The organism is Mycobacterium sp. (genome assembly GCF_040509115.1).
GTDB lineage: Bacteria > Actinomycetota > Actinomycetes > Mycobacteriales > Mycobacteriaceae > Mycobacterium.
In genome coordinates this window covers 25,080-40,249 of record NZ_JBEVLO010000212.1, presented here as the reverse complement: position 1 = coordinate 40,249, position 15,170 = coordinate 25,080, and the positions used below count along the sequence as shown (strand labels likewise).

Annotated in this window: 14 protein-coding genes; 12 read left to right on the top strand and 2 right to left on the bottom strand. The window is 68.3% G+C overall.

The window, feature by feature from the left end; translation table 11 throughout:
• Positions 1 to 857, top strand: an 857-nt coding sequence (locus ABW137_RS14885; RefSeq protein ID WP_526401206.1) for an AAA family ATPase, incomplete at its 5' end; no start/stop codon positions are given.
• 84 nt (positions 858 to 941) lie between these two features.
• On the opposite strand, the gene ABW137_RS14880 is transcribed toward ABW137_RS14885, so the two are convergent.
• Entirely contained in the window at positions 942 to 1,622 is a 681-nt protein-coding gene (locus ABW137_RS14880; protein ID WP_526401204.1) for an SDR family NAD(P)-dependent oxidoreductase, read from the bottom strand.
• A gap of 94 nt (positions 1,623 to 1,716) precedes the next feature.
• Between ABW137_RS14880 and ABW137_RS14875 the strand changes: the two genes are divergently transcribed.
• From ABW137_RS14875 to nhaA, 8 genes are all read left to right on the top strand, one after another.
• Positions 1,717 to 1,929: a DUF3072 domain-containing protein gene (locus tag ABW137_RS14875; RefSeq protein ID WP_526401202.1), complete on the top strand. Its 213-nt coding sequence runs from the start codon at positions 1,717 to 1,719 to the stop codon at positions 1,927 to 1,929.
• A gap of 80 nt (positions 1,930 to 2,009) precedes the next feature.
• Positions 2,010 to 2,816, top strand: coding sequence for a trehalose monomycolate transport factor TtfA (gene ttfA, locus ABW137_RS14870; protein WP_526401200.1), 807 nt, complete (start codon positions 2,010 to 2,012; stop codon positions 2,814 to 2,816).
• Between the two features lie 41 nt (positions 2,817 to 2,857).
• A complete protein-coding gene (locus ABW137_RS14865; protein ID WP_526401198.1) occupies positions 2,858 to 3,634 on the top strand; it encodes an SDR family NAD(P)-dependent oxidoreductase in 777 nt (258 codons plus the stop codon).
• A gap of 26 nt (positions 3,635 to 3,660) precedes the next feature.
• Positions 3,661 to 4,560 carry a hypothetical protein gene (locus ABW137_RS14860; RefSeq protein ID WP_526401196.1) on the top strand — a complete coding sequence of 300 codons (900 nt, stop codon included), beginning with the start codon at positions 3,661 to 3,663 and terminating at the stop codon, positions 4,558 to 4,560.
• A complete protein-coding gene (locus ABW137_RS14855; RefSeq protein WP_526401194.1) occupies positions 4,553 to 5,218 on the top strand; it encodes a TrmH family RNA methyltransferase in 666 nt (221 codons plus the stop codon). The genes ABW137_RS14860 and ABW137_RS14855 overlap by 8 nt, the downstream gene beginning before the upstream one ends.
• A gap of 45 nt (positions 5,219 to 5,263) precedes the next feature.
• Positions 5,264 to 6,454, top strand: coding sequence for a glycoside hydrolase family 76 protein (locus ABW137_RS14850; protein WP_526401192.1), 1,191 nt, complete (start codon positions 5,264 to 5,266; stop codon positions 6,452 to 6,454).
• Complete coding sequence (locus ABW137_RS14845) at positions 6,451 to 8,406, top strand: acetoacetate--CoA ligase (RefSeq protein WP_526401190.1); 1,956 nt, start codon at positions 6,451 to 6,453, stop codon at positions 8,404 to 8,406. Before ABW137_RS14850 ends, ABW137_RS14845 begins: the two co-directional genes overlap by 4 nt.
• The gene (gene nhaA, locus ABW137_RS14840) at positions 8,403 to 10,277 is read left to right on the top strand and encodes a Na+/H+ antiporter NhaA (RefSeq protein ID WP_526401188.1); all 1,875 of its coding nucleotides are present in this window, start codon (positions 8,403 to 8,405) and stop codon (positions 10,275 to 10,277) included. The genes ABW137_RS14845 and nhaA overlap by 4 nt, the downstream gene beginning before the upstream one ends.
• Before the next feature lie 9 nt (positions 10,278 to 10,286).
• Here the strand turns inward: nhaA and ABW137_RS14835 are convergent, their stop codons facing one another.
• Complete coding sequence (locus ABW137_RS14835; RefSeq protein WP_526401186.1) at positions 10,287 to 11,252, bottom strand: LysR family transcriptional regulator; 966 nt, start codon at positions 11,250 to 11,252, stop codon at positions 10,287 to 10,289.
• A gap of 118 nt (positions 11,253 to 11,370) precedes the next feature.
• Here ABW137_RS14835 and ABW137_RS14830 point away from each other — a divergent pair, with 118 nt between their 5' ends.
• The 3 genes from ABW137_RS14830 to ABW137_RS14820 are packed head-to-tail and all read left to right on the top strand — an operon-like array spanning position 11,371 to position 15,142.
• Complete coding sequence (locus ABW137_RS14830) at positions 11,371 to 12,267, top strand: FAD binding domain-containing protein (protein WP_526401184.1); 897 nt, start codon at positions 11,371 to 11,373, stop codon at positions 12,265 to 12,267.
• 8 nt (positions 12,268 to 12,275) lie between these two features.
• Positions 12,276 to 12,755: a (2Fe-2S)-binding protein gene (locus tag ABW137_RS14825; RefSeq protein ID WP_526401182.1), complete on the top strand. Its 480-nt coding sequence runs from the start codon at positions 12,276 to 12,278 to the stop codon at positions 12,753 to 12,755.
• Positions 12,752 to 15,142: an aerobic carbon-monoxide dehydrogenase large subunit gene (locus ABW137_RS14820; protein WP_526401180.1), complete on the top strand. Its 2,391-nt coding sequence runs from the start codon at positions 12,752 to 12,754 to the stop codon at positions 15,140 to 15,142. The genes ABW137_RS14825 and ABW137_RS14820 overlap by 4 nt, the downstream gene beginning before the upstream one ends.
• Positions 15,143 to 15,170 lie beyond the last annotated feature (28 nt).

The following is a 15,170-nucleotide window of genomic DNA, read 5'->3' as shown; positions in this document are numbered from 1 at the left end:
TGGAGGACGAACTCGGCAAGCGGGTCGTCGGCCAGAAAGCTGCCGTCCAAGCGGTGTCCGATGCGGTCCGGCGGAGCCGGGCAGGCGTCGCCGATCCGAACCGGCCCACCGGCTCGTTCCTGTTCCTCGGACCCACGGGCGTCGGCAAGACCGAGCTGGCCAAGGCGTTGGCGGACTTCCTGTTCGACGACGAGCGGGCGATGGTTCGCATCGACATGAGCGAGTACGGCGAGAAGCACTCCGTCGCGCGCCTCGTCGGTGCGCCTCCGGGCTACATCGGCTACGACCAGGGCGGTCAGCTGACCGAGGCGGTGCGGCGCCGCCCGTACACGGTGGTGCTGTTCGACGAGGTCGAGAAGGCCCATCCGGACGTATTCGACGTGCTGCTGGCCGTGCTCGACGAGGGCAGGCTGACCGACGGGCAGGGTCGTACCGTCGACTTCCGCAACACCATCCTCATCCTGACGTCCAACCTGGGCGCGGGTGGCAGTGAGGAGCAGGTCATGGCGGCCGTGCGCGCGGCGTTCAAGCCGGAGTTCATCAACCGGCTCGACGACGTGCTGCTGTTCGACTCGTTGCAGCCCGATGAGTTGGTCCGGATCGTCGACATTCAGCTGGCGCAGTTGCAGAGGCGGCTGGCTCAGCGTCGGCTGCAGCTGGAGGTGTCGCTGCCCGCGAAGACGTGGCTGGCCGATCGCGGCTTCGACCCGCTCTACGGGGCGCGTCCGCTGCGTCGGCTGGTGCAGCAGGCCATCGGCGACCAGCTGGCCAAGATGTTGTTGGCAGGCGAGGTGTTCGACGGTGACGTGGTCCCGGTGAACGTCACCCCCGACGGTGACGGCCTCGTCCTGGGCTAGGCGCCCGGCAGGCAGACGCTAGAGCCCCTGAATCGCGGTTGGCGATTCAGGGGCTCTTGCGTAGCCGCATGCGGTCTGTCCGCGCTAGTGGAAGGCGTCGCTTGCGACCTCGGTCTCGTCGCCGAGCAGCGCCTCGACGATCCGCGCCGCGACCGCGTCCGGATCGAGCCCGGTCGGCAGCCGCGGCGATGCCCCGGCGATCGCGCGACCAGCCAGACCGGTCTCGGTGTGCGGCGGACGGACGTCGACGACGCGGATCTTGCGGCGGCGTGCCTCGCCGCGCACCGCCGTGAACAGAGCGGCCGTCGCGGCCTTGGCTGCTGAGTAGACGGCCATGTTCGGCAGCGGCTTCTCGGCCACCACGGCACTGATGCCGAGGATCACCCCGCCCGGCTCCAAGACGGGCAGCGCCGCACGGATCAGCCGAAGCGGCGCCAGGAAGTCGACGAGGAGAAGGTCGTCGACGGTGTCGTCGTCGATGTCGACGACCGGGCCGAAGGCGACGACTCCCGCGGCGATGACGATTCCGTCGAGTCGTCCGTGCCGTTCGACGGCGGCCGCCACCAGCGATCGCGCCGCGTCGGGCTCCCGCAGGTCGGCGGGCACCGCGTGGGCGCCATCGATCCCGAGGCCGGCGAGCATGTCCTCCGAACGCCCGGTGATCGTCACGTTTGCGCCACGGTCGCCCAGCTCGCCTGCGATGCGCGAGCCGAGGGCCCCGGTGGCGCCGACGACCAGGAAGGCCTTGCCAGAGAGGTCGCTCATGCGCCTAGTGTGCCCACCTCGACGAAGGGCAATCCGTCGCACAAATGTTCGCATCCGATGCATGAGTCGCGAAGACATGGGGCATACGACCCGTATGAGCGAAGAATCCGTCCGCGCCCCGCAGGAAAACCCCGAGAAGGATCCCTCCGACTGGGTCACCGGCGACGAGCCGATGACCGGTCCACAGCGCAGTTATCTCGGCACTCTCGCCCAGGAGGCGGGGGAGGAGATTCCCGACGACCTGTCGAAGGCCCAGGCCTCGGAGATGATCGACCGCCTCCAGGGCCGCACGGGCCGGGGGCAGTGAGTGACACCGGCCGTATGAGACCGGGTTGTGATCCATTCGAGTTCGGGCGAAACCCGCACCAACCAGTAGGCTAGGGCGCAATGGTCCCGCTCTGGTTCACGCTGTCCGCACTCTGTTTCGTGGGTGCGGGTGTCTTGTTGTACGTGGACCTCGACAAACGGCGTGGACTGGGTCGGCGCCGCAAGTCGTGGGCCAAGTCGCACGGCTTCGACTACGAGCACGAGTCCACCGAGATCGTGAAGCGCTGGAAGCGCGGCGTGATGTCGACGGTTGGCGACGTCGCCGCCAAGAACGTCGTCCTCGGGCAGATCCGCGGCGAGGCTGTCTTCATCTTCGACCTCGAAGACGTCGCCACCGTGATCGCCCTGCACCGCAAGGTGGGCACCAACGTCGTCGTCGACGTCAGGCTCAAGGACATCAAGGAACCCCGCGAAAGCGACATCTGGCTCCTCGGCGCCATCGGGCCGCGGATGGTGTACTCCACGAACCTCGACGCTGCCCGCCGCGCATGCGACCGGCGCATGGTGACCTTCGCGCACGCCGCGCCGGACTGCGCCGAGATCATGTGGAACGAGCAGCACTGGACGCTCGTCAGCATGCCCATCGGCAGTACCCGCGCGCAGTGGGACGAGGGACTGCTCACCGTGCGCCAGTTCAACGACCTTCTGCGGGTGCTCCCGCCGATCCCGCAGCCCGGGCAGAACGGCGTCACGGCCCAGGCAGTGGCTCGGCGCGGTGGATCGCCAAGCCGCCCGTTGGCCACTCGGCCCGCCGAACTGCCCGCGGGCCGCAGCGACGCTCCGCCAGCCCGCGGCGACGTGGGTCACTACACCCAGCAACGGCCTCCGGTTCGCAACGGACGCCAGTCGCCGCACTACCAGCGCTGAGCCCCGGTCGGCCCGCCAGGGCTGCCGCGTAACCTGTCGGCATGTCACGCCCCGTCGCACTGATCACCGGACCGACGTCCGGCCTCGGGATGGGTTTTGCCCGCCGCTACGCCATCGACGGTCATGACCTGGTGCTGGTCGCCCGCGACGTCGAGCGCCTCGAACGCCTCGCCGCGGAACTGCACGACGAGGCAGGCGCCAACGTCGAGGTGTTGCCCGCCGACCTCGCCAACCCCGCCGACCGCGCGAAGGTCGCCGACCGACTGAGCTCCGGGGTGCGAATCCTGGTGAACAACGCCGGATTCGGTACCTCCGGCGAATTCTGGAGCGCCGACCTGACCGTCCTCCAGGCCCAGCTCGACGTCAACGTCACCGCCGTCATGCAGCTGACACATGCCGCGCTGCCGTCGATGCTGGCCGAGGGTGCGGGGACGGTCATCAACGTGGCCAGCGTCGCGGGGATGCTGCCAGGTCGCGGCTCGACCTACTCGGCGTCCAAGGCGTGGGTGATCTCGTTCTCGGAGGGCCTGGCCAACGGACTCATCGGGACGGGCGTGGGCGTGCACGCACTGTGCCCCGGCTTCGTTCGCACGGAATTCCACGAACGCGCGGGCATCGACATGGCGGGCACCCCGTCCCTGTTCTGGCTGGACGTCGGCGACGTCGTGCGTGACTGCCTCGCCGACGTGGCCAAGGGGCAGGTCGTCATCGTGCCGGGGCTGCAGTACAAGGTGCTGACGACGGGTGGCCGGATCGTGCCGCGAAACCTGGTGCGCGCCATGACGCGAGCCGTTGGCCGCGGCCGCGGGCGGACGTGATGAGCCTCAGCCGTGGGCGGACCTGAGTGCGCGCACTAGTCGCGCTGCTGCTGACGTTCGTCACCGCAGCCGCTCTGGTGTCGTGTTCGGATGACGCCGAGCAGAGCCCGTACGGGACGCAGGGCGCCAAGATCGGCGAATCGCTTGCCGTGGTCGGCTGGAACGTCTCGGTGTCCAACCTGCGGTTCGACGGCGACTACGTGCTGGTCGACGTCGATGCGGCGGCGGCCAAGTCCGGGGCAGACCACGCCGGGGCCGACACCCTGAGGTTCGGCCTCTACGGCGCCCTGGCTCATCCCATCGAGAGCTACGCGATCGGCGGCTGCGACGGCGTGACCAGCCTGGACCTGCGGCCCGCTTCGGCGCCGAGCCCCGAAAAGCTGTCCGGCACAGTGTGTTTGGGCCCATTGCGGGATCAGGCCCAGGTGCGTGGTGTCTACGCCTACTCGCCGCGCGACAGGATCGCAGGCAGCACCGTGGCCTATGCGGCGTCCTTCCCCGTCGGTCTGCCCGCGACCCCCGACACCGACACCGGTCTGGTGCTCAAGACCACGAGCGTCGACGCCTTCGACCAGACCGGGGCGCAGCTGCAGCAGACCGTGCTCGGCGATCCGACGGCGTTCAAGGGCAACGGCTACATGCTGCTCGGCCTCGAGATCACCGGTCTCGCCGCCCGATACCGGGACGACGCGATTGCCCGCGGCGGTCCGATGATGATCCTGGTCGCGCCGACCCTGCCCGGCAAGGGTCTGTCCTATGCCTGCACGGTGTACGGGGCCTCGCTGCTGGTGTTGCCCGACGCGTCGTTGGACGCGGTCGCCGTTCGTGCGTCGCTCTGCACGCAGGGTGACATGACCGCTGCGTTGCTATACCCCACGGTGTCCGTCGTCGGCACCCACGCTGCGCTGTGGACCCGCGGTGACTGATCCAGAGCCAGGCCCCGGCCCCACCGAGTGGACGACCGCGCCCGGCGTCGGTCCGTGGACGGCCGAACACGGCAGCGCGCCGCCCGACGATCCCCGCTACGACCGGGACCTGTTGCGCGACGGCGACACCCGCAACGTCGTCGACGCCTATCGCTACTGGACCCGCGAGGCGATCATCGCCGACATCGATCGACGACGGCATCCGCTGCACGTCGCGATCGAGAACTTCGGCAACGACTCGAACATCGGCGGGGTGGTCCGCGCGGCGAACGCGTTCGCCGTCGACACCGTGCACATCGTGGGGCGCCGCCGCTGGAATCGTCGGGGCGCCATGGTCACCGATCGTTATCAGCGGCTCCGTCACCACGACAGCACCGCGGAACTGCTCGAGTTCGCGTCCGCCGAGGGCCTGGAGGTCATCGCCGTCGACAACGTCCCCGGGTCCGTGCGGCTCGAGCACACGACGTTGCCGCGGAACTGCCTGATGATCTTCGGTCAGGAGGGTCCCGGCATCACCGACGACGCCCGCGCGGGCGCGGTGAAGACCGTGTCGATCGCCCAGTTCGGCTCCACGCGCAGCATCAATGCCGCGGTCGCCGCCGGTATCGCGATGCACGCGTGGATCGCGGCGCATGCCGACACTTCACGCGCCTGGTAGGGCAGGATCGACACCACCAGGCGAGCGAAGCGACGGGAAGAATCAATGGATCAGCTATGGGCCAACCGTGCGGCCAGCGCGGAGGCCGCGATCGCCAAGCGGCACTACCGGAAGCTGTGGCGCCTGCCGGGGACTCAGCTCGGCGTCGTCGCCTGGCCACCCGCGAAGAAGGCCCTGTCGTTCGGCATCTGGCACTACTGGTGGCAGGCGCATCTGCTGGACTGCCTGGTCGACGCGCAGGCGCGCGATCCACAGCCCGAGCGCAAGACGACGATCGAACGCCAGATCCGCGGCCACCATTGGCGCAATACCTGGAGGTGGACCAACGACTACTACGACGACATGGCGTGGCTGGCGCTCGCGCTGGAACGCGCAGGCAGCGTCGCGGGCGTCGAGCGGCCCAAGGCCACCGACACACTCGCCGAGCAGTTCCTGAACTCGTGGGTGCCCGAAGACGGCGGCGGCATCCCGTGGCGCAAGCAGGACCAATTCTTCAACGCTCCCGCCAACGGCCCCGCCGGCATCTTCCTCGCCCGCTACGACCGGCTCCGGCGGGCGCAACAAATGGCCGACTGGATCGATGAAACCCTGGTCGACCCGGAGTCGCAGCTGGTGTTCGACGGCATCAAGGGCGGGTCGCTGGTGCGGGCGCAGTACACCTACTGCCAGGGCGTGGTCCTCGGGTTGGAGACCGAGCTCGCCGCCCGCACGGAAGACGCCCGTCACGCCGAACGGGTGCACCGCCTCGTCGACGCGGTCCGCGACAACATGGCGGCCGACGGCGTCATCAAGGGCGCGGGCGGCGGTGACGGCGGGCTGTTCAACGGCGTTCTCGCGCGCTATCTCGCGCTGGTCGCGACCCTGTTGCCGGGGGACGGTGAAAAGGACGCCGCCGCGCGCGCCACCGCCAAGGACCTGGTGCTCAAGTCGGCGCAGTCAGCGTGGGACCACCGCCAGACCGTCGACGGGTTGCCGCTCTTCGGGGCGTCCTGGGACCGCAGCGCGGCTCTGCCGACGGCGGATGGCAAGGACGCGGAGTTCGTCGAGGGCGCGGTCAATGCCTCCGAGATCCCGGAGCGGGACATGTCGGTGCAGCTGTCGGGGTGGATGCTGATGGAGGCCGCGCACTCGGTCACCGACGAGCCCAAGCCCGAACCCGACCCAGGGCCGGCCCCAGAACCGAAACCCGAGCCGGAACCCGAGCCAGGGCCCCGGGAGGAGGGCGGCGCCGAATGACCGCCGCGGACGAGCTGTCGGGCGGCTGGACCCCCGATCAGGGCACCGTCGACGACGCCACCGTCACCCGGTTCCTGTCCTGGCTACGGGACACGGAGCGCGGTGAGTTCGCCGGCTACCACGACCTGTGGCAGGCCTCGGTGCGCGACGTCGAGTGGTTCTGGGACGCGGTGTGGCACTTCTTCGACATCCACGCGGAGACCGAACCGACGGCCGTGCTGACCGACGCTGAAATGCCTGGCGCCCAATGGTTTCCGGGCGCCACGCTGAACTACGTCACCGAGATCTTCCGGCGCTCGACCGAACAGCGGCCCGCGATGGTGGTGGCCGGTGAGGACGGCGCAACCGAATGGTCGTGGGCCCGGCTGCGGGAGGAGACCTCGGCGTTCGCGGCGTACCTGCGCAGCGTCGGCGTCGGCAAGGGGGACCGGGTGGTCGGCTACCTGCCCAACATCGGCGAGGCCGTGGTTGCGTTCCTCGGCGCCGCCAGCGTCGGTGCCACGTGGGCGGTGTGCAACCAGGACGTCGCGGTTCCCGGTGTCGTCGCGCGGCTCGGGCAGTTGGAGCCCACCGTGCTGGTCGCCAGCGACGGGTCGGTGTATGCGGGCAAGCGCCGCCCTCGCCACGACGAGCTGGCCCGGATCCGCAGCCAGTTGCCGACGTTGAAGGCGACGGTGGTGGTGCCGCGGCTCGGAGAGCCGGTCGAGGACGCGACCAGCTGGGCGGAGGTTCTCGAGCAGGGCGCCGACGCGGAACTCGACGTCGTCGCCGTCCCGTTCGACCACCCGTTGTGGGTGCTGTTCTCGTCGGGCACCACGGGCACGCCGAAGGGCATCGTGCACGGGCACGGCGGCGTCACGCTCGAACACCTGAAATACCTGAACCTGCAACTGGACCTGAAGCCGGAGGACCGTTACCTCTGGCAGTCGAGCACCAGCTGGATGATGTGGAACCTCCTGGTGTCGGGGCTGCTCGTCGGTTCGACCATCGTGCTGTACGACGGCAGCCCCACCTTCGGTCGTACCGACTACCTGTGGCAGGTGGTGGCCGAGCACGGCGTCACCGTCGTCGGTGCCGGAGCTGGCTACTGGTTGGCGTGCGCGAAGGAGGACCTGCGCCCGGGACGCGACTACCCGCTGCAGGCGTTGCGGGCGGTGGGTTCCACGGGTTCGCCGTTGCCCGCCAGTGGTTTCCGTTGGCTGCAGGAAGGTCTTGGTCGGCCAGTTCCCGTCGTGTCGATGAGTGGTGGCACGGACGTGGTCACGGCGTTCATCGGCGCCTCGCCGCTGGTGCCGATCGTGCCGGGGGAGCTCAACGTGATCTGTCTCGGCGTCGCCGCCGAAGCATGGGGTGAAGGCGGTCGGCCCGTCACCGAGGAGCCGGGTGAGCTGGTGGTCACCAGGCCCATGCCGTCGATGCCCGTGTTCTTCTGGAACGACGAAGGCGGGGAGAAGTACCGCAGCGCCTACTTCGAGAAGTACCCCGGCGTGTGGTGTCACGGCGACTGGATCACCATCACCGATAGGAATTCCGTTGTGGTGCACGGTCGTTCGGATGCGACCCTGAACCGGGGCGGCGTCCGGATGGGCAGTGCGGAGATCTATGACGCCGTCGAGGGCATGACCGAGGTGCGGGACTGCCTGGTGGTCGGGGTGGAGCGGGACGATGGTGGCTACTGGATGCCGCTGTTCGTCGCGCTGGCCGACGACGTCGAATTCGACGACGGTTTGCGGGCGCGCATCGTGGAGGCCATCCGCGATGGCGCCTCCCCGCGGCACGTCCCCGACGACGTCATCGTGGTACCCGGCATCCCACGCACCATGACCGGCAAGCGGCTCGAAATTCCGATCAAGCGAATCCTGTTGGGCGCCAAGCCCGCCGACGTCCTCACCCCTAGCGCCGTGGATCAGCCCGATCTGCTCGACGCCTTTGCGGAGCATGCCCGGCCGTGACGGAATCCAGCCCGGACGCCGACGTCACCCAAGCCAACTCGAATGACGCCCGGAGTGCGGAGCGTCGCGGTCCCAGCAGGTTCGGCCGCGACCCCACGGCGGCCAAGAGCGGCGAGAACACCGCTGCCGGCTTGCTGCTGGCCTTCACGGTCATCGCGATCGTGTGGGCGAACTCACCGTGGGCGCAGAGCTATTCGGACCTCTGGAACACCGAGATCGGCCTGCGGTTCGGTGACCACCACGCCGAGCTCAGCGTCAAGCACCTCGTCAACGACGGTCTGATGACGTTCTTCTTCTTCATCGTCGGGCTGGAGGTCAAGAGCCAGTTCACGATCGGTGAGCTGACGGACCGCGCTCGCGCCGCGGTGCCGGTGATCGCGGCACTGGCAGGACTGATCGTGCCCGCCGTCGTGTTCCTGGCGCTGAACCCATCCGGCGACGACGCCCGGGCGTGGGGTGTGGTGATCTCGACCGACACGGCGTTCCTGGTCGGAGCGCTGGCGATCGTCGGTCCGACCTGCCCGACGCGGTTGCGGACCTTCCTGCTCACCCTCGCCGTCGTCGACGACGTCGGAGCGCTGCTCGCCATCGCGTTGTTCTACTCCGACCACGTGAGCGTCATGCCGCTGATGATCGCGCTGGTGCTCATCGCGGGCATCGCTGCGGTGCGGCTGCTGCCCGCTGGTCGTGGGCCCGCATATTCGGTCCTGGCCTTCGCGCTGTGGCTGGCGCTGTTCCTCGCTGGGGTGCACCCGACGCTGGCCGGAGTCGCAGTGGCGCTGCTGATCCCGGTGTTCACCCCGGATCGTGGGCGGGTCGAGGAAGCCGCCGAGGTGATACGCGCCTTCCGGCAGTCGCCGAACTCCGAGTACGCCCGTGCGGCGTCCCGTAGTCTCCGCGACTCCATCTCGATCAACGAGCGGCTGCAGACCGGTTTCGGGCCGTACGTGTCGTTCGTCGTGCTTCCCCTGTTCGCGTTGGCGAACGCGGGGGTTGCGCTGGGGTCGGACGCGTTGACGGACGCGATGCGTTCGCCGCTGACGTGGGGTGTCATCGCGGGCCTCGTCGTCGGCAAGTTCATCGGAATCACCGGCGCGACGGCGTTGGTCAGGGCGACCGGCGTCGGCCAACTCGCGCCTGGCATGACGATGAGGCGCGTCGCGGGTGGCGCCGCGCTGTCCGGAATCGGGTTCACCATCTCGCTGTTCATCATCGACCTGGCCATCGACGATCCCACGAAGCAGGAGCAGGCCCGCGTCGGTGTGCTCGCCGCCTCGGTGCTGGCGCTGGCGCTCGGCTGGGCAATCTTCCGGATCACCGACGCCCTGAGTCCTCCGGTTGCGGTGGGCGCGACGCTGATTCGCGAGGTCGACGCGGACCGCGACCACATCCGGGGTAACCCGAATGCGCGTCTCACGCTGGTCGAGTACGGTGACTTCGAGTGCCCGTTCTGCAGCAGGGCGACAGGCTCGATCGACGAGGTGCTCGAGTACTTCGGTGACGAGTTGCGTTACGTGTGGCGGCATCTCCCGCTGGAGCGCGCCCACCCCCGCGCGGTGGACGCGGCAAGGGCCAGCGAGGCGGCCGCCATGCAGGGCAGGTTCTTCGAGATGGCCGCCAGGATGTTCGAGTTCCAGGACTATCTGGAGTGGGAGCACATCTACCGGTACGCCGACGGCGTCGGTCTCGACATCGAGCGGTTCGACCAGGACCTGCATGCCGCCAAGGCGCTGCACCGGGTTCAAGACGACGCGCAGGACGCCGAGGAGATGGACCTCAACTCGACACCCACCTTCTTCGTCAACGGTCGGCGTCACGAAGGGCCTTACGACGCAGCCACTCTGATCAGGGCGTTGGAAGTGCCGCAGTAGCCGACCGGGTCAACTCCACAGGGTGACGTGAATCTTGGGCCGGAACCGGGTTACGCCGACACCGGACCCGCGGATCATCGCCTGGGTGCAGCGCGGTGTGGTGATGAACCGGACCAGCTCGGACACCGCCGGCTGCCGCGACGCGGGCGGGAGCGTGGCCGCCGACCATTCGCCGGACGCCTGCAGACCCGGTCCCTTGATGTGGACCAGGCGTGCTGCGGACAGGTCCTTGGCCACCGCGAAACCGATGGTCAGAGTGATCCCGCCGACGCGCTGGACCTCCTCGCATGCGGCGGCATCGCTCTGGAAGATTCGTTGTTGGGACTCTGGGATGGCCAATTTCCTTAGCATGGTGCCGATTTCACCGTCGACACTGCCCGCCGACGGCCCGAGCATCCACTGCTGATCACGCAGCAGCCCAGGGGTGGGGGTGCCCGTCGCGAGTGGGCTGTCCGGCGCCGCCGCGGCGATGATCTGATACTTGAGGAACGGTCGAACGGCGATGGTGCCATCCGCCTCGGAGACGCCGTCGCCCACGGGGCCCAGTGCGACGTCGACCGCTCGGGACTCGATGAGGTACCTGAACCGACTCGCCGGATGGACGCTGAGCTCGACTGAGAGGTCGTCGGCTCGCGACGAGAACAACTCGATGAGCCCGGGTGCCGCATGCTCGGCGAAGGCGCTCGATGCCGCGATGCGCAGCAGCCGTCTGCCGTGTGCGGCCTCGGTCACCTCGATCGCCGTCTGCTGTTGTAGACCGAGTATCTCCACGGCCCGACTGGCCAGTCGCAACCCGCCGGGGGTGAAGGCCAAGCCGGCCCCGGTTCTGGTGAACAGCTGGTCGTCGAGCTCCTTGCGCAGTTGCGCCACGTGCATCGAGACGCCGGCATCGGACATGCCGAGTTCCTCGGCGGCGGAGTGCACCGAACCGAGTCTCACCACTGCCGAGTAGGCGCGAAGCTGAGCCGGTGTCACGAATCGAGCGTACGCATGGCGTCGTGGAGCGAGTTAAGCGATTCCTTAACTCGGTATTGACGGGCTAGTCGGATCGGCCGACACTGGGCTTCCCTTCGACGGATGTGAGGCCCGTCACATGCAGGTACCTGGACCCTTCGAGTACGAGCGGGCCACCAGTGTCGACCACGCCGTCGGCCTGCTGGACCGACTGGGCGACGGCGCGCTGATCGTCGCGGGCGGCCACAGTCTGCTGCCGATGATGAAGCTCCGGATCGCCAATCCCGAGTACCTGATCGACATCAACGACCTCGCGTCCGAGCTCGGCTACGTGCACGACGAGCCCACGCTGGTGCGTCTCGGCGCCATGACCCGGCATCGCGAGGTACTGGAGCACGAGGGCCTCGCGGCGGTATGTCCGATCTTCGCCGACGCGGAGCGGGTGATCGCCGACCCGGTGGTGCGCAACCGCGGCACCGTCGGCGGTTCCCTGTGTCAGGCCGATCCCGCCGAGGACCTCACAACGGTGTGCATGGTGCTCGACGCCGTCTGCGTGGCCCGTGGGCCCTCGGGTCAACGGTCGATCCCGATCGACGAGTTCCACGAAGGACCCTACGAAACCTCGCTCGCCCACAACGAGATGCTCGTCGAAGTGCGGATTCCGGTTCGGCACAACATGTCCAACGCCTATGCGAAGGTGGAGCGCCGGGTCGGCGACTGGGCAGTCGCCGCAGTCGGCTCCGCCGTCACCCTGGACCAGGCCCACGGCGCGGTCGTCTCGGCCCGGGTGGGGTTGACCGCGGTGAACCCCGATGCGGAGGCATTGCGCGCACTGGCCGACTCGCTGGTCGGCAAGCCGGCGACCGAGGAGACCTTCGTGGCGGCGGGGCGGCTGGCAGCCGAAGCCTGCGAGCCGGTGTCCGACATGCGTGGCAGTGCCGACTACAAGCGGCACCTGGCCGATGAACTGACCGTCCGCACGCTCCGCACCTCGGTTCAGCGCGTGCGCAATGCCCCAGCCCCCCAAGGAAATTAGAGGCCACGATGACGAAGGTGACCATGACCGTGAACGGCGAGTCGGCCAGCGCCGAGGTCGAGCCGCGGATGCTGCTCGTGCACTTCCTGCGCGACGAGTTGCGGTTGACCGGCACGCACTGGGGCTGCGACACGTCCAACTGCGGTACGTGTGTGGTGTCCGTGGACGGCGAGCCGGTGAAGTCCTGCACGATGCTGGCCGTGATGGCCGCCGGGCGTGACGTCCGCACCGTCGAGGGACTCGAAGTCGATGGCAAGCTGGATCCGGTGCAGGAGGGCTTCATGCAGTGCCACGGACTGCAGTGTGGTTTCTGCACGCCCGGCATGATGATCACCGCAAGGGCGTTGCTCGACCGCGATCCCGACCCCGACGAGACCACGATCCGCGAGGCCATTTCCGGTCAGATCTGCCGGTGCACCGGCTACACGACCATCGTCCGCTCGATCCAGTGGGCCGCAGCGCATTCCGACGCGGGAGTCCATCGATGACCACCGTCGCACCCTCGCCGGAGGACACCGCCGACAACGACCAGAAGCCGTGCGGCCACGGCCGGATGCTGCGCAAGGAGGACCCACGGTTCATCCGGGGACGCGGCACCTACGTCGACGACATCAACCTGCACGGCATGTTGCACCTGGCGATCCTCCGCTCGCCGTATGCCCACGCCCGGATCCTCTCCATCGATGTGTCTGCGGCACAGGCGCATCCGAAGGTGAAGGCCGTCGTCACCGGTGCTGACCTTGCCGAGAAGGGGTTGGCGTGGATGCCCACCCTGTCCAACGACGTCCAGGCGGTGCTCGCCACCGACAAGGTGCGATTCCAGGGCCAGGAGGTGGCGTTCGTCGTCGCCGAGGACCGCTATTCGGCAAGGGATGCGCTGGAACTGATCGACGTCGACTACGAGCCGCTCGATCCGGTGGTCGATGCCCGCGCGGCGCTCGATCCGTCGGCCGAGGTGATCCGTACCGATCTCGAAGGCAAGACCGACAATCACTGCTTCGACTGGGAGACCGGCGATGCGGCTGCCACCGACGCGGCGTTTGCCAGGGCCGACGTCGTCGTGACACAGGAAATCGTCTATCCCCGAGTGCATCCCGCGCCGATGGAGACCTGCGGGGCAGTGGCCGATCTCGACCCGGTCAGCGGCAAGCTCACGCTGTGGTCCACCACGCAGGCACCGCACGCCCACCGGACGTTGTACGCCCTTGTCGCCGGGCTGCCCGAGCACAAGATCCGAGTCATCTCACCCGACATCGGCGGAGGCTTCGGCAACAAGGTGCCGATCTACCCCGGGTACGTCTGCGCCATCGTCGGGTCACTGGTGCTCGGCAAGCCGGTGAAGTGGATGGAGGACCGCAGCGAGAACCTGACCTCGACTGGTTTCGCCCGCGACTACATCATGGTCGGCGACATCGCAGCGACGAAGGACGGCAAGATCCTGGCCATCCGGTCCAACGTGCTGGCCGACCACGGCGCGTTCAACGGCACCGCCGCACCGGTGAAGTACCCGGCAGGCTTCTTCGGTGTCTTCACCGGAAGCTACGACATCGAAGCCGCCTACTGCCACATGACCGCGGTCTACACCAACAAGGCGCCGGGCGGGGTGGCCTACGCCTGCTCGTTCCGGATCACCGAGGCGGTCTACTTCGTCGAACGCCTAGTGGATTGCCTTGCGCAGGAGATGCAGCTCGACCCCGCCGACCTGCGGCTGCGGAACCTGTTGCGGCCCGACCAGTTTCCCTACAAGTCCAAGACGGGGTGGGAGTACGACTCCGGCGACTACGAGACCACCATGCGGCTCGCCATGAACATGATCGGCTATGACGATCTGCGGGCCGAGCAGAAGCAGAAGCGGGAGCGCGGCGAGCTGATGGGCATCGGGATGTCCTTCTTCACCGAGGCCGTGGGCGCAGGCCCCCGCAAGGACATGGACATCCTGGGCCTCGGAATGGCCGATGGCTGCGAGCTACGGGTGCACCCAACCGGCAAGGCCGTGGTGCGGCTGTCGGTTCAGAGCCAGGGTCAGGGCCACGAGACGACGTTCGCGCAGATCGTCGCAGAGGAGCTGGGAATCCCGCCCGACGACATCGACGTCGTGCACGGTGACACCGACCAGACTCCGTTCGGGCTCGGGACCTATGGCAGCCGCTCCACCCCGGTGTCCGGCGCGGCGGCGGCACTGGTAGCCCGCAAGGTCAGGGACAAGGCCAAGATCATCGCGTCCGGGATGTTGGAGGCCAGCGTCGCGGACCTGGAGTGGGAGAAGGGCTCGTTCCACGTCAAGGGTGATCCCAGCGCATCGGTGACGATCCAGGACATCGCCATGCGTGCGCATGGTGCCGGCGACCTGCCCGAGGGGCTCGAAGGCGGCCTCGATGCCCAGATCTGTTACAACCCGGAGAATCTCACCTATCCCTACGGGGCATACTTCTGCGTCGTCGACATCGATCCGGGGACTGCCGTCGTGAAGGTGCGCCGATTCCTCGCCGTCGACGACTGTGGCACCAGAATCAATCCCATGATCATCGAGGGTCAGGTGCACGGCGGCATCACCGACGGCATCGGGATGGCGTTGATGGAGATGATTGCCTTCGACGAGGACGGCAATTGCCTCGGGGGCTCGCTGATGGACTACCTGATCCCGACGGCAGTCGAGGTGCCGCACTTCGAGACGGGGTTCACCGTCACCCCCTCACCGCATCATCCGATCGGGGCCAAGGGGGTGGGGGAGTCGGCCACCGTCGGATCGCCGCCTGCCGTGGTCAATGCGGTGGTGGATGCCTTGGCGCCGTTTGGGGTTCGGCACGCCGACATGCCGCTGACCCCGTCACGGGTATGGGAGGCCATGCGGGGCAACGCCACCCCGCCGATCTAACGCCCGCCGACGATGCGGCGCGAGATAC

What these genes read in the sequence shown, in the direction of transcription:
- ABW137_RS14880 (WP_526401204.1), bottom strand. Translation starts at nt 1,622, where the DNA reads ATGAGCGACCTCTCTGGCAAGGCCTTCCTGGTCGTCGGCGCCACCGGG.
- ABW137_RS14875 (WP_526401202.1), top strand. Translation starts at nt 1,717, where the DNA reads ATGAGCGAAGAATCCGTCCGCGCCCCGCAGGAAAACCCCGAGAAGGAT.
- ttfA (WP_526401200.1), top strand. Translation starts at nt 2,010, where the DNA reads ATGGTCCCGCTCTGGTTCACGCTGTCCGCACTCTGTTTCGTGGGTGCG.
- ABW137_RS14865 (WP_526401198.1), top strand. Translation starts at nt 2,858, where the DNA reads ATGTCACGCCCCGTCGCACTGATCACCGGACCGACGTCCGGCCTCGGG.
- ABW137_RS14850 (WP_526401192.1), top strand. Translation starts at nt 5,264, where the DNA reads ATGGATCAGCTATGGGCCAACCGTGCGGCCAGCGCGGAGGCCGCGATC.
- ABW137_RS14845 (WP_526401190.1), top strand. Translation starts at nt 6,451, where the DNA reads ATGACCGCCGCGGACGAGCTGTCGGGCGGCTGGACCCCCGATCAGGGC.
- ABW137_RS14830 (WP_526401184.1), top strand. Translation starts at nt 11,371, where the DNA reads ATGCAGGTACCTGGACCCTTCGAGTACGAGCGGGCCACCAGTGTCGAC.
- ABW137_RS14825 (WP_526401182.1), top strand. Translation starts at nt 12,276, where the DNA reads ATGACGAAGGTGACCATGACCGTGAACGGCGAGTCGGCCAGCGCCGAG.
- ABW137_RS14820 (WP_526401180.1), top strand. Translation starts at nt 12,752, where the DNA reads ATGACCACCGTCGCACCCTCGCCGGAGGACACCGCCGACAACGACCAG.